20 protein-coding genes are annotated in these 20,253 nt (G+C 47.7%); 13 read left to right on the forward strand and 7 right to left on the reverse strand.

The genetic code is table 11. The features are described 5' to 3' along the window. Positions 1 to 6: 6 nt before the first annotated feature. Complete coding sequence (locus ACQE26_RS06300; protein ID WP_016937674.1) at positions 7 to 1,218, reverse strand: ammonium transporter; 1,212 nt, start codon at positions 1,216 to 1,218, stop codon at positions 7 to 9. Between the two features lie 252 nt (positions 1,219 to 1,470). On the opposite strand from ACQE26_RS06300, the gene ACQE26_RS06305 reads away from it, so the two are divergent. The 3 genes from ACQE26_RS06305 to ACQE26_RS06315 all read left to right on the forward strand — a co-directional run bounded on the left by ACQE26_RS06305 (position 1,471) and on the right by ACQE26_RS06315 (position 5,017). Further along, positions 1,471 to 2,037 (forward strand): isochorismatase family protein, encoded by a 567-nt coding sequence (locus ACQE26_RS06305; protein WP_500470993.1) that lies wholly within the window; start codon positions 1,471 to 1,473, stop codon positions 2,035 to 2,037. After that, complete coding sequence (locus ACQE26_RS06310; RefSeq protein WP_045926374.1) at positions 2,034 to 3,398, forward strand: MFS transporter; 1,365 nt, start codon at positions 2,034 to 2,036, stop codon at positions 3,396 to 3,398. The genes ACQE26_RS06305 and ACQE26_RS06310 overlap by 4 nt, the downstream gene beginning before the upstream one ends. A 164-nt stretch (positions 3,399 to 3,562) precedes the next feature. Beyond that, complete coding sequence (locus tag ACQE26_RS06315; protein WP_500470994.1) at positions 3,563 to 5,017, forward strand: NCS1 family nucleobase:cation symporter-1; 1,455 nt, start codon at positions 3,563 to 3,565, stop codon at positions 5,015 to 5,017. A gap of 35 nt (positions 5,018 to 5,052) precedes the next feature. Here the strand turns inward: ACQE26_RS06315 and ACQE26_RS06320 are convergent, their stop codons facing one another. Continuing rightward, positions 5,053 to 6,249: an MFS transporter gene (locus ACQE26_RS06320; protein WP_045926376.1), complete on the reverse strand. Its 1,197-nt coding sequence runs from the start codon at positions 6,247 to 6,249 to the stop codon at positions 5,053 to 5,055. Between the two features lie 24 nt (positions 6,250 to 6,273). Further along, positions 6,274 to 6,687, reverse strand: coding sequence for a MarR family winged helix-turn-helix transcriptional regulator (locus tag ACQE26_RS06325; RefSeq protein WP_500470996.1), 414 nt, complete (start codon positions 6,685 to 6,687; stop codon positions 6,274 to 6,276). Positions 6,688 to 7,019: 332 nt separating this feature from the next. Here ACQE26_RS06325 and spoIIID point away from each other — a divergent pair, with 332 nt between their 5' ends. The 4 genes from spoIIID to ACQE26_RS06345 all read left to right on the forward strand — a co-directional run bounded on the left by spoIIID (position 7,020) and on the right by ACQE26_RS06345 (position 10,285). Next, positions 7,020 to 7,301 carry a sporulation transcriptional regulator SpoIIID gene (spoIIID, locus tag ACQE26_RS06330; RefSeq protein ID WP_003151236.1) on the forward strand — a complete coding sequence of 94 codons (282 nt, stop codon included), beginning with the start codon at positions 7,020 to 7,022 and terminating at the stop codon, positions 7,299 to 7,301. A 179-nt stretch (positions 7,302 to 7,480) separates the two neighbouring features. Next, positions 7,481 to 8,482: a cell shape-determining protein Mbl gene (gene mbl, locus ACQE26_RS06335; protein ID WP_016937680.1), complete on the forward strand. Its 1,002-nt coding sequence runs from the start codon at positions 7,481 to 7,483 to the stop codon at positions 8,480 to 8,482. 159 nt (positions 8,483 to 8,641) lie between these two features. Beyond that, entirely contained in the window at positions 8,642 to 9,439 is a 798-nt protein-coding gene (gene flhO, locus ACQE26_RS06340) for a flagellar hook-basal body complex protein FlhO (protein ID WP_047475848.1), read from the forward strand. A 24-nt stretch (positions 9,440 to 9,463) separates the two neighbouring features. Continuing rightward, on the forward strand, positions 9,464 to 10,285 hold the full coding sequence (locus ACQE26_RS06345; protein ID WP_438422167.1) for a flagellar hook-basal body protein: 822 nt from the start codon (positions 9,464 to 9,466) through the stop codon (positions 10,283 to 10,285). Between the two features lie 17 nt (positions 10,286 to 10,302). Here ACQE26_RS06345 and ACQE26_RS06350 read toward each other — a convergent pair whose 3' ends face one another. Continuing rightward, entirely contained in the window at positions 10,303 to 11,367 is a 1,065-nt protein-coding gene (locus ACQE26_RS06350) for a tetratricopeptide repeat protein (protein ID WP_500471000.1), read from the reverse strand. A gap of 195 nt (positions 11,368 to 11,562) precedes the next feature. On the opposite strand from ACQE26_RS06350, the gene fabZ reads away from it, so the two are divergent. Beyond that, positions 11,563 to 11,988: a 3-hydroxyacyl-ACP dehydratase FabZ gene (gene fabZ / locus ACQE26_RS06355; protein WP_003151242.1), complete on the forward strand. Its 426-nt coding sequence runs from the start codon at positions 11,563 to 11,565 to the stop codon at positions 11,986 to 11,988. A 56-nt stretch (positions 11,989 to 12,044) separates the two neighbouring features. Further along, entirely contained in the window at positions 12,045 to 12,440 is a 396-nt protein-coding gene (gene mscL / locus ACQE26_RS06360) for a large conductance mechanosensitive channel protein MscL (protein WP_016937684.1), read from the forward strand. A gap of 46 nt (positions 12,441 to 12,486) precedes the next feature. Here the strand turns inward: mscL and ACQE26_RS06365 are convergent, their stop codons facing one another. Further along, entirely contained in the window at positions 12,487 to 12,897 is a 411-nt protein-coding gene (locus ACQE26_RS06365) for a YwpF-like family protein (protein WP_016937685.1), read from the reverse strand. A 171-nt stretch (positions 12,898 to 13,068) separates the two neighbouring features. On the opposite strand from ACQE26_RS06365, the gene ACQE26_RS06370 reads away from it, so the two are divergent. The 4 genes from ACQE26_RS06370 to ACQE26_RS06385 all read left to right on the forward strand — a co-directional run bounded on the left by ACQE26_RS06370 (position 13,069) and on the right by ACQE26_RS06385 (position 15,707). Further along, positions 13,069 to 13,422, forward strand: a complete 354-nt coding sequence (locus tag ACQE26_RS06370) for a hypothetical protein (RefSeq protein WP_060964082.1) — start codon at positions 13,069 to 13,071, stop codon at positions 13,420 to 13,422. Positions 13,423 to 13,519: 97 nt separating this feature from the next. Further along, positions 13,520 to 13,861, forward strand: a complete 342-nt coding sequence (gene ssb, locus ACQE26_RS06375; RefSeq protein WP_045926379.1) for a single-stranded DNA-binding protein — start codon at positions 13,520 to 13,522, stop codon at positions 13,859 to 13,861. Between the two features lie 209 nt (positions 13,862 to 14,070). Next, positions 14,071 to 14,853 carry a transcriptional regulator GlcR gene (gene glcR / locus ACQE26_RS06380; RefSeq protein ID WP_500471002.1) on the forward strand — a complete coding sequence of 261 codons (783 nt, stop codon included), beginning with the start codon at positions 14,071 to 14,073 and terminating at the stop codon, positions 14,851 to 14,853. Beyond that, complete coding sequence (locus ACQE26_RS06385; protein WP_489201947.1) at positions 14,850 to 15,707, forward strand: Cof-type HAD-IIB family hydrolase; 858 nt, start codon at positions 14,850 to 14,852, stop codon at positions 15,705 to 15,707. Before glcR ends, ACQE26_RS06385 begins: the two co-directional genes overlap by 4 nt. Positions 15,708 to 15,819: 112 nt before the next feature. Here the strand turns inward: ACQE26_RS06385 and ACQE26_RS06390 are convergent, their stop codons facing one another. Continuing rightward, positions 15,820 to 18,594, reverse strand: coding sequence for a DEAD/DEAH box helicase (locus ACQE26_RS06390; RefSeq protein WP_500471003.1), 2,775 nt, complete (start codon positions 18,592 to 18,594; stop codon positions 15,820 to 15,822). After that, a complete protein-coding gene (locus ACQE26_RS06395; protein ID WP_489201946.1) occupies positions 18,581 to 20,191 on the reverse strand; it encodes an SWIM zinc finger family protein in 1,611 nt (536 codons plus the stop codon). The genes ACQE26_RS06390 and ACQE26_RS06395 overlap by 14 nt, the downstream gene beginning before the upstream one ends. Positions 20,192 to 20,253 lie beyond the last annotated feature (62 nt).

Below are 20,253 nucleotides of genomic sequence, written 5' to 3' on the forward strand. Positions count from 1 at the left end.
CTCACTTTATAAGTCCTGATATGCCTTTTCCCCATGCATCGTTAAATCAAGCCCGAGTGATTCTTCTTCTTCACTGGCGCGGAGGGGAATGAAGAGACCTACAATTTTAATGATAACGAAAGTGACAATAAATACAAATACATAGGTTGCCGCAATGGCCGCAATCTGTTTCCAAAGCAGTCCCGGATCGCCGTAAAACAGCCCGTTTGCCCCGCCGTCATTGACGGAAGTAGTCGCGAATAAACCGGTCGCGATGCCGCCCCATGTCCCGCCGATTCCATGCAGGCCGAAAGCGTCAAGCGCATCATCGTATCCGAAAGTCTTTTTGAGCCAATACACACCCCAAAAGCAGACAAGCCCGCCGATAAAACCGATCACGATGGAAGAAAACGGCGTAACGAACCCGGCAGCCGGCGTAATGGCGACAAGTCCGGCGATAGCGCCCGATACAGCGCCCAGCATAGTCGGTTTCTTGTTCAGCATCCATTCGATTAAAATCCAGCCGATAATTCCGGCCGCAGCTGCGGTGTTTGTATTAATGAAAGCAAACATCGCGATACTGTCAAGCGTCAGGGCGCTGCCGACATTGAAGCCGAACCATCCGAACCAAATGAGCGCCCCGCCCAAGAACGTGTAAATTAAGTTGTGAGGAGAAGCCGCCGTGCCGTCCTTGCGTTTCCCGAGGACAATCGCCAGAACGAGTCCGGCGACTCCGGAAGAGATGTGAACGACATTTCCGCCTGCGAAATCAAGGGCGCCCATTTGGCCGATCCAGCCGCCGCCCCATACCCAGTGCGCAACGGGTGTATATACGAGGGAAACCCACAAAAAGGAAAATAAAAGAAAAGCACTGAATCTCATGCGTTCAGCGAATGCTCCGGAAATAATCGCCGTCGTCAGGACTGCAAATGTCATTTGGAACATCATGAACAATGAATGCGGGATCGTATCACTGTAGCTCCCGGGGTCAAAACCGATTCCCTTCAGCCCCGCCCATTCAATGCCGCCAAGCCATGTATTGCCGGGAGCAAAAGCAAGTGAATATCCGTACAAAACCCAAACGACGGATACAATGGCGATGGAAGAAAAACTGTGCATCGCCGTGCTGAGCACATTTTTGCTTTTTACCATTCCGCCGTAAAATAAAGCCAGCCCGGGGGTCATCAGCCACACGAGTAAAGCGCAAAAGAACATAAATACTGTATCGCCCATCTGCATGTTGTATTCCTCCGTCTCATTCAGAATGTAATTGTGATTAATTCATTATTATAGAGAAAAAAGAATGATAAAACATTTTCGTGTAAGGTTATCTAACATGGTTTTTTGCGTTCATCATGTCGCTTTTCAAATGAACGTCATGTGTCTTTATATCCATAAAAAGAGCATCGGAGCACGGAAGAAGAAATCCTGTCCGGGAAAGAGTAAAATAATCGGGGTGAGAAACACTAACTGCATCAGGAGGAATTGAATATGACAACATCATTGAATCTGCAATTTGAAAAAACGGCTTTGGTCCTTATTGATTTACAAAAAGGCATTGTGCCGATGGATAAAAGCGGGGCCGTTGTGCCGAACGCGAAAAAATTAATTGATGTGTTCCGGGAAAAAGGCGGTTTTATCAGCTTTGTGAACGTTGATTTTCATGACGGGGCTGATGCGCTGAAGCCGCTGACGGATGAAAGGGCTGCGGGCCATTCGGCTCCGGCGGCGGATTGGGCTGAATTTGTGCCTGAAATCGGAGTGAAAGAAGATGATTATACGGTGACAAAGCGGCAGTGGGGCGCGTTTTTCGGCACTGATCTGGATCTTCAGCTCAGAAGACGGGGAATCGACACGATTGTATTATGCGGGATTGCGACAAACATCGGTGTGGAAAGCACGGCGCGGGAAGCTTTTCAGCTCGGGTATCAGCAAGTTTTCATAACTGACGCGATGGCGACGTTCAGCGATGAACAGCATGAAGCGACACTCAAGTTTATCTTCCCGAAAATCGGCAGAAGCCGGACGACGGAAGAGTTCATCGAAGAGACCAAATGACAATCTCCAAAAAAAGCCGCGTTCTGTTTTTAACAGCCGTGGCTTCGGGGACGATGCTGAACCCATTGAACTCGTCGATGATTTCTCTTGCGCTTCACAGTATTCAGCATGAATTTCACCTGTCGTTTACAACGGTGTCCTGGCTGATATCGTCCTTTTATCTGGCCAGTGCGGTGGCGCAGCCTGTTACCGGAAAGCTCGGTGATATGCTCGGCAGGAAGAAGCTGTTTTTGATCGGGCTTCTGCTTGTTGCCGTTTCAGCCGTCGGCGCGCCGTTTGCGCCGACTTTCATGACGTTGTTAATGATGAGATTGTTTCAATCGATCGGAAGCAGCGCGATATATCCGTCCGGTGTCGGATTGATCCGTTCGAATATACAGGAGAAGCAGGCATCGGCGCTTGCCGTCCTGTCGATCTTTGCCTCAGCCATGACGGCGCTCGGTCCGACACTCGGCGGTTTTTTGATCGTTTGGGGAGGGTGGCCGGCAATATTTTTCGTCAATCTGCCGTTTATCATTCTCAGCTTTTTTCTCGGGATGTATATGTTTCCGAAAGATGAAAAACGCGAGATCGGCGGCTTGAAAGCCGTGCTCCGCCAGCTTGATACGATCGGGATACTCCTGTTTGCCGGGGCGATTATACTTCTCTTATCGTTTTTATTGTCCTTCAGTACGAAGCCCCATTATACAGAAGGCGTATTCGGGCTTTTGTTTGTCGGGCTGTTTATCTGGCGCGAGCTGAAAACAGAGAAGCCGTTTATTGATGTCAGGCTGTTTAAAACGCATCGGAAACTATCGTCGGTGTATATTCAATTTATTCTGCTGAATATATTCTTTTACTGCATCTTTTTCGGGCTTCCGAGCTATTTTCAGGATGAAATGCATTTGTCCGTCCAGACAAGCGGAATGATTATGCTGTTTATGTCGGGCATGAGCATCCTGGTGTCGCCTTTGACCGGAAAATGGATAGATAAGAAAGGGGTTCTTCAGCCGATTGTTGCCGGAACCTGCCTGACTGCGATTGGGGCGGTGCTGTTAACGTTCTTCTTCCTTCAGGCGCCTATGATAGGGAAGGGGCTGATTCTGTCTGTGCTGGGTGTCGGTTACGGCTTCGGCAATGTGACGTTTCAGGCGGCCATGCTGAAAACAAGTCCAGCCGACATGGTCGGAACAACGTCCGGCCTGTTTCAGACCTGCCGGTATCTCGGTTCGATCTTATCCTCCGTCATTTTGGGGATTCTTTTCGGAAAAGAAATAACCGCAGGCCATTTTCATATGCTCGGCACGATTCTTATCATTGTCGGCGCCGTAAGCCTTTTGATGGCGTTCCGGTTTTCAGTTCTTCTCAAAAAGGCCTCTTAACAGCCGCATCAAAAAGAGACGGGTACTCCCCGTCTCTTTTTGATGTGCAATGTGCTCAAAAATCAAAACGAAAATTGTCGATAGCGCCCAATGTTATTTGCGGAATTTTCAGTTATATTCTTTAACATGATATGTGAGGAAACCGTACATACAGGAGGGTGAAGATGAAAAAACCAACGAATGATCGGCTTAGCAACAAAGATTTACTGCCTTTAGAAGAAGGAGAACGGACATGGAAAGCGGTGAATTTTGCATCTATCTGGATGGGCTGCATTCATAACATCCCGACCTATGCGACGGTAGGCGGGCTCATTGCGATCGGCCTTTCTCCGTGGCAGGTGCTCGCCATTATCGTGACAGCATCACTCATTTTATTCGCCGCTCTCGCCTTAAACGGACATGCCGGAACGAAATACGGGCTTCCCTTTCCGGTCATCATCAGGGCTTCTTACGGAATATACGGCGCAAACATTCCGGCGCTTCTCAGGGCGTTTACAGCCATTATGTGGCTCGGAATTCAAACATTTGCCGGGAGCACAGCTTTAAACATTCTGCTGCTGAACATATGGCCGGGCTGGGGAAGCCTCGGCGGAGATTGGAATATACTCGGACTTCATCTGCCGGGCTTTCTGTCGTTTATTTTCTTTTGGGGCATTCATCTGCTTGTGCTGAGGCACGGCATGGAATCAATCAAAAAATTTGAAGTATGGGCGGGCCCGCTTGTTTATCTCGTATTCGGCGGCATGGTCTGGTGGGCGATAGATATTGCCGGTGGGCTCGGCCCGATTTACTCACAGCCGGGAAAATTTCATACCTTTTCTGAAACGTTTTGGCCGTTTGCAGCCGGAGTAACGGGCATTATCGGAATATGGGCGACATTGATTCTGAATATTCCTGACTTCACCCGGTTCGCCGCGTCGCAAAAAGAACAGATTCGCGGCCAGTTTTACGGCTTGCCGGGAACGTTTGCCCTGTTTGCGTTTGCGAGCATTACAGTGACATCCGGTTCACAGGCGGCATTCGGGAAACCGATTTGGGATGTGGTGGAGATTTTGGCCCGGTTTGATAATCCTTACGTTATCGCTCTTTCAGTCATCACACTCTGCATCGCCGCCGTCTCGGTCAACGTGGCGGCAAACATCGTGTCACCGGCCTATGACTTGGCGAATGCCCTGCCGAAATATATTACGTTCAGAAGGGGAGGGTATTTGACCGCCGTTCTGGCCCTGTTCACAATACCTTGGAAGCTGATGGAGAGCGCCACGAATGTATATGCGTTTCTCGGACTCATCGGCGGGATGCTCGGACCGGTAGCCGGGGTCATGATGGCTGATTATTTTCTCATCAGAAAAAGACAGCTTTCAGTTGAAGACCTTTATTCGGAAAACGGACAGTACACTTATTACAAAGGCTATAATTACCGGGCCTTTGCCGCGACCTTTCTCGGCGCGTTTATTTCCTTAATCGGGATGTACGTCCCGGCATTCGCCAGCATCTACGATATTTCCTGGTTCGCGGGTGTGATTGTGTCATGTCTCGGTTATACGGCGCTTATGTATTTCCATCCGCCTTATGCGAAAGCGGCGGGACAAATGGTGCGGGAAAGAGCGGCAGAATAAAAAAAGCCGGGGGCTTCCCCCGGCTTTTTGTCATATCAGTCTGCGATTGAAACGTTTCCGTCCGCTTCAAGCGGCGTTCTTTTTTTCTGGCTCCAGCCATACAGAAGTAAAGCGATCAGGACAAACAGCCCCGCTGCCAGATAAATCGAATGGAATCCGGCCGAAGCGACGAAGAGGCCGAATACATAGGACCCGCCGGCAATCCCGCTGTCAAAGAAAGTGAAGAAGGTAGCCGTTGCGAAGCCTGAACGGTGTCCGGGCGAGTTTTGAATCGCCAAAGTCTGCATACACGGTACGATAGAGCCGTAGCCGAGACCGATGACGGCGCCGGATAAGAGAAGCATGAGGGCGCTGTTTGTCATCGCCAGCATGCAAAGCCCTGCGGAAAACACGATAATCGACGGGTAGATGACGATTCCCGGCCCGATTTTATCAAACAGCTTTCCTGTGAAAGGACGGGCGGCCATCATCGTCACGGCGAAACAGACGAAGAAATAGCCGCTGACATCCAACAGATGGATCGTCTTTGCATAAACAGATAAATATGAAGTCACACTTGAATAACAGAAAGAAATGGACAACCCGACAATCGCGATTTTAAGCGCGCCTTTTTCAAACATGTCGGAGAAAGAAAAACGGAAGACAGTCGTTCCGCTGTTGTTTTGATCCGGCACGCGAATCATGAAAGCAATTAACAAGCCTAAAGAAACAAACACGGCAAAAATCGTAAAGAAAACCGGGAATGAAATGACTTTCACAAGGCTCAGCCCGAGAAACGGACCGATCGCCATGGCAAGGTTCATAGACATCGCGAAATAACCGAGTCCCTCGCCGCGCCGCTTGGCGGGAATAAGGTCAGCGGCAATTGCGCCCGTGACCGTCGTTAAAATGCTGAACCAGATGCCTTGGAAAAAACGCAGTCCAAGCAGCAGATAGAAATTGTGTATCGGCAAATACAGATAAGAAGACAGGGCGAACAGCGCCAGAGATACAATCGTCATTCTTTTCTTGCCGAACCGTTCAATAATCGACCCTGAAAAAGGACGGGTAATAATAGCAGATAACAGGAACAGGCTGATCAAAAGCCCTCCTTGCGATTCACTGCCGCCAAGCTCCTGAATCATATAAATAGGCAGCACGGCCAAAAATGTATAAAAGAACACAAAGACAAATAAATTCACGAGTACGACCATAATAAAATCCTTGGTCCAGATCGAGTCAGATTTACTCAAAAGTACAGCACTTCCCTTTCTTTTTTATTTCGTTAAAAACACATTCAGAAACTCAGAAAAAGCTTCCTTATCTCCATCCTGGAAATCCGCAAGTATGTCTTCCTCGAACTTCAGCATCTCTTGATTGATGCAGTCATATTTCAATTCAGCTTCCTTCGTCAAGACGACGAGCTTTTCCCGCTTGTCTTCTCCCTGTTCCCGCTGAATCCAGCCGTTTTCTTCAAGGCGTTTGATCGTTCTGGTAACGGTCGGCGCCTCCACATTCATATAGGACCAGATTTCTTTTTGGGTCATCGGTCCGATCGTTTTCAAGCAATATAGGATTGACCATTGAGAGGAGTACAGGCCGAATGGTTCCAGCCGCTCATTGGCTTTCTTCGTAATCAGGCGGGCGCATTGATTGATTTGATGAATGAGGCGTCTGTTGACGGGGATCATTTCCGTTCTCCTTTTCAAAAAACTTACCTAAGTAACTAATTGCGCTGTTTCATTCTACAGCAGGATCGCGCGGATGTAAAGCCCCCCGTTCAAAAAGCAGAAAATTGCGATCCGTCCCTTGTCCTTATTGAGTTTTTAGCATATTCCCAATTCATTGCTAATACACTGTTACAAACCTATCAAAGAGAGTGTTTGAGGTGAGGGATCGTGGGCATATTTCAAAAACCTTCTTATATAATCGGACAACAAAGAAGCTGCATCATCAGTGAATCTGTTACAGAATACGGATCTCATTTCACACTTCTCACATCCAACTGGGGAGGTCGAGTGGTGTGCACGATTACATCAAAGAGCGAACAATCAAGATTGGCAAGTATATCGTGGAGACGAAAAAAACCGTTCGTGTCATTGCGAAAGAGTTTGGTGTTTCCAAAAGTACCGTACACAAAGATCTGACAGAGCGCCTGCCTGAAATCAATCCTGACTTGGCGAATGAAGTAAAAGAAATACTCGATTATCATAAATCCATCAGACATTTAAGAGGAGGAGAGGCGACAAAATTAAAGTACAAAAAAGATGAAATTCTAGAAGGGGAGCCCGTTCAGCAGCCGTAGCGTCTGACGTCTGCCGGCTCCCTTTTTTTCCTCCGGGCGGTTTCGCAAATATCCGCAAAATTTTGTCAAGAACTTATCTCGTTCAGCAGCTTTTTTTTGATAAATTATGATAATATATATAATTAGGGCACAATGTGGATATTTTACTGTGAAACAGATATCAAGGAGGATATAAATAGATGTTTGCAAGGGATATTGGAATTGACCTCGGTACTGCAAATGTACTGATCCATGTAAAAGGAAAAGGAATTGTTCTGAATGAGCCGTCCGTTGTGGCGCTTGATAAAAACAGCGGCAAAGTGCTGGCGGTCGGCGAAGAAGCCAGACGAATGGTTGGACGTACACCTGGGAACATTGTTGCGATCCGTCCGCTGAAAGACGGCGTAATCGCAGACTTCGAAGTAACAGAAGCCATGCTGAAACACTTCATTAATAAACTGAATGTAAAAGGACTTTTCTCAAAACCGCGTATGCTGATCTGCTGCCCGACGAATATTACGTCCGTTGAGCAAAAAGCGATTAAAGAAGCCGCTGAAAAAAGCGGCGGAAAGCATGTGTACCTTGAAGAAGAACCGAAAGTTGCCGCTATCGGCGCAGGTATGGAAATCTTCCAGCCGAGCGGTAACATGGTTGTTGACATCGGAGGCGGTACGACGGATATCGCAGTTATTTCTATGGGCGATATTGTCACCTCCTCTTCTATTAAGATGGCTGGGGACAAGTTTGACATGGAAATCTTAAATTATATCAAACGCGAGTACAAGCTGCTGATCGGTGAGCGTACCGCTGAAGATATTAAGGTGAAGGTCGCAACGGTTTTCCCAGACGCACGTCATGAAGAAATCACCATTCGCGGCCGTGACATGGTTTCCGGTCTGCCGAGAACGATTACAGTAAACAGCAAAGAAGTGGAAGAAGCCCTTCGTGAATCAGTTGCCGTCATTGTGCAGGCCGCCAAGCAGGTTCTTGAAAGAACACCGCCTGAATTGTCCGCTGATATCATCGACCGCGGCGTCATCATTACCGGCGGGGGAGCGCTTTTAAACGGACTTGACCAGCTTCTTGCCGAAGAACTGAAGGTGCCTGTTCTTGTCGCTGAGAATCCGATGGATTGTGTGGCGGTCGGAACCGGCGTCATGCTTGATAACATGGACAAGCTTCCAAAACGCAAACTGAGCTGATCATAAAACCTCATTCTTGAAAAAGAATGAGGTTTTTTCTGTAAAACCCTTCACGAAAGGGAATGTAAATCCGATAATAAGAAAAAATGCTGATCTTCATTATAGAACAAATGTTCCGGTTAGGCAACTGGAAATCATGCTATTTCAGAGGTGGAAGACTTGTTAAAAGGATTATATACCGCAACGTCCGCAATGATTACACAGCAGAGAAGAACGGAAATGCTGTCAAATAATATCGCAAACGCGAATACATCAGGGTACAAAGAGGATCAAGGTTCAATCCGCGCCTTTCCCGAAATGCTTTTGAGCCGAATAGAAGGCGACAAAAAAACGAAAATCGGTTCCGTCAACACAGGCGTGTACATGCAGGAGCTGAAACCATTGTTCACGCAGGGAAGCCTGAAAACGACCGATCAGCCGACGGATATCGCGCTTATGGAGAATCAAGTTCCCAAGAATGCCGAAACGAATGAAAACGCTGAGCTGTTTTATCCGGTTCAGACTGCGGGCGGCGTCCGCTACTCAAAAAGCAGCACTTTCTCATTAAATGAAAACAATCAGCTTACGATAAACGGAAATCTTGTTTTATCAACAAACGGACAGCCGATTACAGTCGACAATGAAAAATTCACCGTATCAGAAAACGGCACGGTCACAACAAACGGCCGGCCGGCGGGACAGATTGACATCAGAATGGAAGAAGACGTGCGCAATCTGAAACGGGACGGCAATGACCTATACAGCACGGCCGACGGCTCTGAACTGCCGAGTGCGGCGGCGAATCCCCAAGTCTCGTATACCTTAAAACAAGGCGTCTCGGAGCTTTCAAACGTGGACGTGACAAGCACGTATACAGAAATGACGGAAGCATACAGATCATTTGAAGCCAATCAGAAAGTCATTCAGGCTTACGATAAAAGCATGGATAAAGCCGCAAATGAAATCGGCAAAGTGTAATAAAATGGGGGACGTTCAATTATGATGCTCAGATCAATGCTGACGGCTTCAACAGCCTTAAACCAGCTTCAGCAGCAGATGGATACAGTCAGCAGCAACCTTTCAAACAGTGATACGACAGGCTATAAAGCGAGGGATTCCCGCTTTTCTGAGCTGATCAGGCAGCAGTATGATCAAATAGATGATAAAAAGGAAAATTCGCCGAACATGCGGAAAACACCGCCCGGCCTGCGTCTCGGCGCCGGAGCGATGATGACGCCGCAGCTGGATTCAGGGCAGGGAAGCATCAAAAAAACCGACCGTGACCTTGATATCGCGTTCACATCACCATATCAATATCTCCAGGCAGAAGCGGACGGACGGCGGGTGTATACAAGGGACGGCTCACTCACCCTCAAGCCGGCCGGCGGAAATAACCGGGTTCTGCAGCTGATGACGGCGGGAGGCAATCCCATCCTCGATGAGAACGGTCAGCCCATCCAAATTGACAGCTCGCTGACTAAGCTGAAAATCAGCAAAACCGGAACCCTGACAGCTTCAGACCAGACAGGGACCCGTTCTCAGACGTTTAATCTCGGCATCGTCAATGTCAATAACCCTCAGGCGCTTCATGCGGAAGGGGATAATCTGTTTTCCGTAAACGGTGCGGGAGCTTCAGCGATTGAAGAGCTGACCGGCGCAAACCGGCAGGAGATCGGCATGGAGCAGGGGGCGCTTGAAAATTCAAATGTCGATATGTCTAAGGAAATGACCGACTTAATCGTGTCGCAGCGTTCTTACCAGCTGAACAGCCGCACGATTACATTGGGAGACCAAATGCTGGGCTTAATCAACTCAGTCAGATAAAAGAAGGGGCGTTTTGATCAGCCGCGCATGATGAAAAATGCGGCTTTCTCAAAATCGCCCTTTTTTTTGTAGTAATCCGTAATATCTTGAAGCAGCACTTCCAAATCCACCCACGCTTCAATCTTCTGGAGCTCCAGCACGAGCTTCTGCAATCGGTCGTACGGATCCTCCTGAGAGGTATACAGTGTTTTGAGCGCGGCCAGCTTCAGTTTCATGATATTGTTCTGCACTTTGTCAGCTATGTATAATCCTTTCTGCAGCACGGTTTGTCCTTCAGCGGAGCATCCGGTTTTAAAAAGTGCTCTGACCGCTTCGTATACACAATGAAGGTAGGAAACGGGAGACTCCTTTTCAAAACGCTGATTGCCCAATACCTTTTTGTAAAAAGGGAGCGCCTCTTTATCTTTTTTCTGAGCGGTCTTTAAAAAACCAAAATTGTAATAAGCGTGGCACAGCAGGTTATTGTCATTGATGCGGTCTGTTATTTTTATGGATTCATTGAAGAGCTGTTCAGCGTCTTCATAGCGTGCCTCGTCTATGTAATTTACGGCGAGAAGCAGCTGGCAGCTGAGCATTTTTTTGATGTAGCCGAATTCATTCTGATAGATCTTCAGCGCTTTGTTGACATATTGAATGGAAAGCGGAGGCGACTTCATCATGTAATAAGCACCCGCTGTTTTATAATAAAATTCAGCGGCTTCAATACGGTTCTGGATGGCCGGCAGGTACTGTTCGGCTTCTTTAAAGCGGCAGACAGCCCGGTTCGGAGTGCCGTTCACCATATGGAATAACCCTTTGAAAAAATAGAAATAATAAGTTAATTCTTGATCCATCTCATCTTTGCGCCGCTTCAGCTCACAGAACAGTTTATTCAGGCCGTCTTTTTTCTCAAACAGCAGCTGAAACCGTGCAAAAAACAGCTGATATCTGAGATTGAGCTTTGCATTCTTTTGTAATTTGGGGAGATGCTGATTGATTTGTTCGTGAAGGGAACGGGCTAGATCGAATTGGCGTTTTCCCATGGCGTCATACCACTCATTCAGCATCCCCAGCGTACGTTTTTCAGTAAACTTAGCAATCATCTTCCAACCTCTTTGCATAGGGTAAAAATCTTTATTTATCATAACACATTAATGGACGAGGCTCATTGCCAGCTGGTTACAGTTTATAGCGCGGTTGAAAAAGAAATTGATTCATAATATACTTCCAAATGTACAGATTGGTTACCACTTATACCTTCTATACATACTATTGTCGATGAAGGAGATGTCAAGAGAATGCTTGATACTCAGCAAATTAAAGAAATTATTCCCCATCGCTATCCGTTTCTTCTGGTAGACAGAATTACGGAAGTCGAAGAAGGAAAACGGGCGGCGGGATATAAAAATGTGACGGCGAATGAAGATTTTTTTAACGGCCATTTTCCTGAATACCCTGTTATGCCGGGCGTATTAATCGTAGAGGCTTTGGCGCAGGTCGGAGCTGTGGCGATGCTGATTAAAGAAGAAAACAGAGGCAGACTCGCGTTTTTTGCGGGGATTGATAACTGCCGTTTCAAAAAGCAGGTAAAACCGGGTGACAAGCTGGAGCTTGAAGTGGACATTACACGTGCACGCGGTACGATCGGACGCGGCAAAGGCGTTGCCAAAGTTGACGGCGAGCTCGTGTGTGAAGCCGAATTAACCTTTGCACTCGGAGAATAAAAATAAACAAATGGGCTTATAAAAAAGCCCATTTCGTGTAGAAAGGGGTGAATGTAATGTGGTCAGAATTTAAAAGCTTTGCGATGAAGGGCAATATCATGGATCTGGCAATCGGTGTTGTCATCGGCGGCGCTTTCGGGAAAATCGTGACGTCACTCGTTGAAGATATCATTATGCCGCTTGTCGGTCTTCTGCTTGGCGGCCTTGATTTTTCAGGACTGGCGGTGACATTCGGCGACGCCCATATCAAGTACGGAAGCTTTATACAAACGATTGTGAACTTCTTCATTATTTCATTTTCTATTTTTATCGTGATTCGCACAATAGGCAAGCTGAGACGTAAAAAAGAAGCTGAAGAAGAGGCGGAAGAAGCCGAAGAAACAGATCAGCAGACAGAACTGCTGACTGAAATCAGAGATCTGCTGAAACAGCGGGCGCATCACAATGACTAGGGCATAAAAAAAAGGCTGGATGATTAACGTCCGGCCTTTTTCATGATTATAATTTTTGTTTGAACGCTTCAATCAGCCGGCTGCCTGAGTATCCTTCTTTCACGAGCGACTCCAGAATGCTTTCTGATCCGGGGTGATTTCTTGACACCATTTGACCGTAAATTAAAACTTGTATACTCTTTTCCAGCTCGACGATATTTTTGATGCTTCCCGTCAGCTGGGCGGGACGGTTGCTTTTTTTCGTAATCGTTACAAACACCTTCGCTTCTTTCTGGCTTTTCATCAGCATATCAAAAAAAGAAAAGTGTTCGGCCGGCACCAGAGCTTCAATTAACCAATGGTTTTCACCGTCTTCTTTATTGATAATCAATCCGTCTAAAAGGGGAAACTGTTCAATCGGCCGATCGTCTTTATCTAAACGTTCCACATTCAGATCAACCAGTTTAAAGGTTTTCATCTCTATTTTCACCCCTGTTGTCCATGTTTTTCGTTCATTTATTATAACACATATCACTTTTTCCGGGAAAATGCTGTAAGACATGCTTCATTATTTTTGTAGGCGATCAACATTTAATCATTTCTATTTTTTCATTATAATGTAAAAGAATATAGTCATGGAGAGATGCTTATGAATCAATTGCGCCTGAAGGAAATTTATATAGAAGACGGCTTAAGGCGGGAAGACGATCATTCCTACTTAGTATCCAAAAAGGAAGAGTGCGAGGTGCATCTTAACAGAAGAGGGAATGTCGTCTTTTTGTATGAAACAAAAGACCGCATGGAACAGTATAAAATTCAGCTTTCGCTGACTGATAAAAAGCTGAGTTTTTACTGGTTCGCATGGGACGGCGGAAAGTTCGTCAGGATGTTTGAGAAAAACTGGCTTAAAACGAAACTTTTCTCGCGGCTGCTCAAAAATACATATTACATAAGCGGTCAAAAGAAAAAGTTTTTTTTATCTGAAAGAAAAGCGAAATCATAAGAGAGGCATAAACGGATAACGGTTTTTTCCGCTTTTTGCTTTCTGGAGCTCTTGTACTACAATGAAGCCACCCTCGAAAAAGAGAGGAGGATACGGCTTGTTTAACCACGTGATGCTTGTCGGCCGGCTGACGAAAGACCCGGAGCTCCGTTTTACATCAGCGGGCATTGCCGTGGCTCATATTACCTTGGCTGTCAGCCGCAATTTTAAAAGCGCGTCAGGTGAAACCGGGACTGACTTTGTCAACTGCACCATTTGGAGAAAAAGCGCTGAAAACACAGCATTGTACTGCCAAAAAGGGTCATTGGTCGGTGTGAGCGGCAGAATCCAGACGAGAAGCTATGAAAAGACAGACGGCGTAAAAGTTTATGTGACCGAGGTCATGGCTGATACCGTTCGGTTTATGGATCAAAAACGGAAAGAGCCGCTGGCTGAATAACATGCTTTTTTTCCTCTTTTTCCCGCCTTTTGGCGGGCCCCGCAATACCCCCTTCCTATACGCCAGTCGAAAGACTGGTTTTTTGGTTCGGGGTCTAAAAAATGGTTAAAAAGAAGTGATTTTGCTTATAAACACTTAAAATAATTGAATGTTTTAAGATAAAAACTTATAATTACTTACAGATAAGTGACGAAAAAAGGAATGAGGACGTGTATCAAGAAGAAAGACTGATTGCGATAATGGAATATTTGAAACAGCATCGGCGGATCACCGCTGAACAGATATGTTCGCTGCTTCATATTTCAAGAGACACCGCAAGACGGGACCTTGTCAAGCTGAAAGAGCGCGGGGCCATTATCAGAACACGGGGCGGCGCGATTCTGCCGTCTGTGCATCAGGAAGTGCCTGGCTATTCCGGCCGGCTGAAAACCGTTTCTGAAGAGAAAAACAAAATCGGCAGACTGGCCGCCTCCCTGATCCATAAAGGAGACCGGATCATCCTGGATACCTCCACAACCGTGCAGGCCTGCGCCGAACATTTAAATGTCACCGACTGCACTGTTATTACAAATTCGATCAATCAGGCCGATATCCTCTCTGCAAAAGAGGGAATTGACATTCATCTGCTCGGCGGAAAGCTGCAAAAGGAACACCGGTTTTTATACGGCGCTTCTGTGGTAGAAAAACTGGGGGATTATCACGCCGATAAGGTGCTGATCGGCGTTGTCGGCATCTCGGAAAACGGTCTGACGATACCGCATGAAGAAGACGGCATGGTCAAGCGTAAAATGATCCGGCAGGCGGAACAGGTGATTGCGCTGAGCGATCATTCCAAGCTTGGCCGTACGAGTTTTTATCAATATGCAGACCTGCACGAGGTTGACCTGCTGATCACCGATCGGCTGCCTGATCAGGATTTTTGTGATCTGCTCGACCGGCACGGCGTAGAATTGCTTGTAACTGATTCTGAAGAAGAGGATGAGGACATGTGAAACTGATTGCCATAGATCTGGACGGCACACTGCTGAACAGCAGTCATCAAGTAAGCGATGAAAACGAGCGGGCTTTAAGGGAAGCCCGGCAAGCGGGAATTGAAATCGTGGTGTCCACGGGACGCGCGCATTTTGACGTGCACTCCATATTCGAACCGCTCGGCATAAAAACTTGGATTATCAGTGCAAACGGAGCCGCCATTCATGCTCCTGACGGCAGCCTGTACCATTGTGATGCGATTGAAGAAACAAGGGCCCGGGGGATTTTGTCCTGGCTTGAAGAGAATCAATATTACTATGAGGTGTTTACAAACAAAGCCATCTATACGCCTGAAACCGGCAGGCAGCTGCTCGATATCGAAATGGATCGGGTAAAAAGCGCCAATCCGGAAACCGACCTTTCTATTTTGGAGCAGGCGGCTTCTGTGCAATACAGCCAGTCGGGCTTTGCTTACATTCAATCATACCGTGAGCTCTTTGAGAAAGAAGAACATCTGGATTTTTACAATATTCTCGGGTTTTCGTTTGATGAGCGGAAGCTGAAAGCGGGCTGGGACCGATTTAGCGATCAGAAAGACCTCACCCTTGTCAGCTCTGCCGATCACAACTTTGAACTGTCGTCGCGACATGCTTCTAAAGGGCAGGCGCTTAAACGGCTGGCGCAAAAGCTCGGCATTCCGATGGCTGAAACCGCAGCGGTCGGTGACAGCTTAAATGATTACTCAATGCTTCAGGCGGCCGGAAAAGGCATAGCGATGGGAAATGCGAGAGAAGACATTAAAGAGATCGCTGACGCCGTTACATTGACAAATGATCAAAACGGCGTTGCGCATATGATCAGGAATTTACTTTAAAAGGTTTGGCGATACTGTTCACGACTGGCGTGACGCATTCATGGCAAATGCGGCGTAACAGTAAGGACGGCATAAAAGACCGGCTCTTCCGAGAGAGCCGGCCTTTTTGCGTTTAATGTGATTGCGCCGATGCGCTGAGGGTGAATAATTCTTCAAGCTCATCGGATGACAGCTCGGTGATCCAATTTTCACTTTGGATAATCTGATCGTTCAGCGTTTGCTTCGTTTCGAGCATGGCATCAATTTTTTCTTCAATCGTTCCCGTCGTAATTAGTTTGTGCACGTGGACGAACCGCTCCTGGCCGATTCGGTAGGCGCGGTCGGTCGCCTGGTTTTCCACCGCCGGATTCCACCATCTGTCATAGTGAATGACGTGATTGGCAGCCGTCAGGTTCAGGCCGGTTCCGCCCGCTTTCAGTGACAAAATCAGCGTCGGGTATTCTTTCTTCTGGAACCGTTCTACAAGGGAATCGCGTTCCTGCTTGGACAAGCTTCCGTTTAAAAACTGAACAGGCTCTCCGAATGTTTTTTCCAGGAGGCGCTTCATCATGTTGCCCATCTGAATGTATTGGGTGAAAATGAGGCAGCTTTCCCCTTGTCCGCGAATCGCCGCCATTAAGTCAAGCAGCTTTTCCAGTTTGACGGATCTCCCGTTTAACAGCTCTGTCTGTTCTTCCTTCAAATAGAGCGCAGGATGGTCACAGATTTGCTTCAAGCGGCCGAGCATGCTCAAAATCAGCGCTTTCCGCTGCATGCCGGTCAGAGAAGCCATATGTTCAAATGTATCTTTGACAAGCTGCTCATAAAGGGAGGCCTGTTCGGCCGAGAGCGGGATAAACTCTTTTTGTTCCAGCTTGTCAGGGAGATTAAGCGCCACTTCTTCATCCCGTTTTGTCCGGCGCAGTAAAAACGGCCGGATTAACTGCTGTAGCTGGTTGATTCTTTTTTCGTCACGGTCTTTTTCAATCGGCAGCACATAGCGTTTATGAAAGCCGGTCAGGCTGCCGAGATAGCCTTTGTTCATAAAATCAAAGATCGACCAAAGCTCTGTCAGGCGGTTTTCCATCGGTGTTCCGCTCAGCGCGATATGATGGACGCCTCTTAGCTTTCTGATCGAGCGGGACTGCTTCGTATGCGCGTTTTTAATATTTTGCGCTTCATCAAGGCAGATGGTGCTCCAAGTCACGGAAGAAAGTTCTTCCTGATCGGCGTGCGAGAGGCCGTAAGAAGTAAGAACGACATCTGCGTCTTGATAGGCCGGGACAAATGCTTCCTCCTTCGGTCGGCGGGGTCCGTAATGAAGCACGGCCTTCAGCTGCGGCGCGAAGGTCTGGAGCTCACGCTGCCAGTTGCCGAGCACCGATGTCGGCGCAATGATTAAGGCAGGCGCTTTTTGCCGGCCGCTTTCCTTCACATGGAGAAAATAAGCGATCATCTGAATCGTCTTTCCAAGTCCCATATCATCTGCGAGACAGGCGCCGAAGCCGTTTTCCCGCAGGAAGAGAAGCCAGTTCATGCCGTACACCTGATAAGGGCGGAGCTGGCCCTGAAACGCGGCGCTGACTTCATGCTCCGGCAGATCCCGGGCATCCGTCAGTTTGCGGATCAGGCTTCTGAGCTGCTTTGATAATTCGATCTTGATCCCGGCAAATGCCGATGAGTCAATGATGTCCGTGTCCTCTGCTCCGTTTTCCCCGTGATCCATCAGTTCGCGCGCCAGCACGTCGGACATGTGGAGACCCTCAGATTCCGCTTTTTCCATCAGTTTTTTCATCTGTTTAATAAATTGCGGATCAATTTTCACCCATTGTCCGCGGATGTTGACGAGACGTCTGTTGTTTGCGACAAGCTCATTGAATTCATCCTCTGTCAGCTCAATTCCGTTTGTGGCGAATCTCCAGTTGAAATCAAGCAGGGCGTTCATGCCGACAAAGGACTCGCCCCGCGGGGAGGATGACACTTTTGCTTTGAGCATCATATTGCTTTCCCGGACAATCTGCCACCACGATGGAAGAAGAATCTCCACGCCCATATCGACAAGCGTCTCACTCGCTTCTGATAAGAAGATCCAAGCTTCTTCTTCAGAAATGAGCGTCGTTCCCGAATCAAATGAAAGCCAGGGAACCGTTCGGCGGAAGCGGTCCTGTTCACGCGCGATTTTTCCGCTGTATGCCTGCCACGCTTTTTTCAGTCCCTTCAGTCCGTCGAAAAAGGTGATGGCTCCGGTTTTTTTCTCGCGTAAAAACATTTCGATTTTCCAGTCGTCACCGTCAAAATCAGGCTCGTTTAATCGCAGCCCGACGGTAAACGGCGTCAGATCATCATTCCAGCCGATTCCCTCGAGAAAATCATCTTCGTCCAAAAATGAGCCTTTAAACGTATGAACGGCCGGCGAACGGGTTTCGATCTGCTGCCATTTTTCCCGCAGGTCATCATTGTACTGAATGTAGTCCTGAACCGCGGCCGAGAACCAGTCAGCCGTAAATCCTTCCAGCAAAAGCTCGCGGTCTTTGAAGCGCAAGACGCCGTTTTGCCAAGCCTCATAATCCGGAAGAAAATCGCCGTCGGCTATAAATTCGTATATCGTCGAAGCCGCTTCGATTAATGGTTCCGTTTCCTTTGTCAGCTGAACGGTGCTGAATGAATTGAACGAGTTTTTTCCGAGCAGCTCGACGGTCATCCACGGGCTGAGCAGAACGGCCGGGGTGCCGATGAAGCTGACGTCTTCAAGAAACGTTCCGTAAAAGGTGGACTCATGCCATTGGAACAGATGAGTCTTCATCTGACTGAGCGTAAGCGGCTGTTCTTTCTCGTCATGGCTTGACAGCGTAAATGTCCAATCTTCCATTTGTTCTACATGAATGAAAATTTCCTTAAGACTCGCCATCAATCAACTTTCCTTTCTGCAATTCTTCTTGAAGGGCGCGCAGCCTTTTGTAGCTTGCGCTCAGCTGGCTGATATACCGCTCCCAAACCTGCTGTTTTTTTGCCTTTTTATAAAGCGTCCGCAGTTTTTTCAGATGGCGCGCAGCCTCTTTATAGGCGCTGCGGTTTTTTTGGTCGATAAAAAAGGCCGCCGCCCGGTGATAGGAGGGGATGAGCGCTTCCGGATCATTGGCGGCAATTTCCTTCAAAATGTCCTTTTCGATTTCCCAGACGGAAAAACCGACGAGGCTGTGAATCTCCACCCACTCCGCATACCGCCGTTTTTCGTACAGATACTGGCTGTACTCTGTAAAGGTATAGGGAAGGCAGCCGGAGGCAAACCGTTCAAACAGCTGATCATCCCGTGAGTGCCGCGCATAATCCGCCAGCAGCACAAACAGTTCTCCGATAATATCGCGCATTTCTTTAAACGGCTTATCAAGTTTCGTGTAGTTTACGGCAAGAGGTTCGATCTGACCGTACCATGTTTTCAGCCGTTTCCAGTCTTTTTTCGCGGTGAGCTCACTGAGCCATTGAAAGGTATAAGGCAGCGCTTCGGAAGGGAAGCGTGAAATATCTTCAAAGACCGCTGCATCATCTTTTTGCAAAAAGGCCAAATGAAGCCGGCCGAACCGTACTTCCGGCGAAAAACGGCGTCCGCTTTCCTGTGCGAGAATCTCCTGTTCACGCGCGACCCATTTCGGCCGGTTCAAAAGCGCGCTCCAAACTTCGCCGAATACCCGAAGGCGTTCGTATTGAAAAAGCTCCTCTTTCAGCAGAAGTCTGCGGATCACCGGAGGCGTCCGGTCCAAAAAGGGATCAAGCGAGAAAGACAGGGCATACGTTTTCAGTCTGTCAATGGAGGAGTAAATCGTATCCATCAGCTGTTCGACGTATGGGTTGATGCTGTAATAATCTTTTTCGGCATCCAGTCTGCCAGACTCAATCAAAGTAAACATGTGAAGCCAGACGGCAAGCGCCGAGTGAATCTGATATAAGCTTTTGAGCTCGGGTTTTTTCGGGGCGTGTTTTTTGAGCGCTGACAAATAGCCGTAATAAAGCCCCTGCATCGTCTGGCTTCCGGCCGGCGTCCGCGCCTCCCACAGCGAGAATTCCGAATCAAAAAAAGCGAGCCAGCTTGACAGCGACTCTTCATTCGGCAGCACTTTTTCCTGAAACTGCCGGCGGACAAGCTCCTTGCTTTCCTCAAGCTTTTCTCTTTCCAGCCAATGCTCGGTAAAGGAACCGACCCGCTCAAATTGGGCATATACGTAAAGAAAAACGGCCAGCACGTGGCGGCAGATCGCCTCAGACGGGCATGCGCAGCCGCTTTTCACCATGAAAAATAAGTTCAGCGTGACCCTTACAGGCACAACATCCTGCACATACGCGGAAATCTCTGTCGGGGTTTGAACCTGTATACGATAGACGGAATCCTGCCGATATAAAATGAGTGCTTTCTTCATCAGCTGAACATTGTCTTCATTGTAAGGAAGAAGTTCTTTAAGCTGTTCAGCCGCTGCGAGCACATCTTCTTTAGCAATCATATCCTGAAGCATGATTATCGCTCCTAACGAGTCACAAAATAAAAAGATTCCAATTCCTCTATTATATCGCAACA

The sequence above is a fragment of the Bacillus sp. 5RYD7K genome (genome assembly GCF_059831465.1).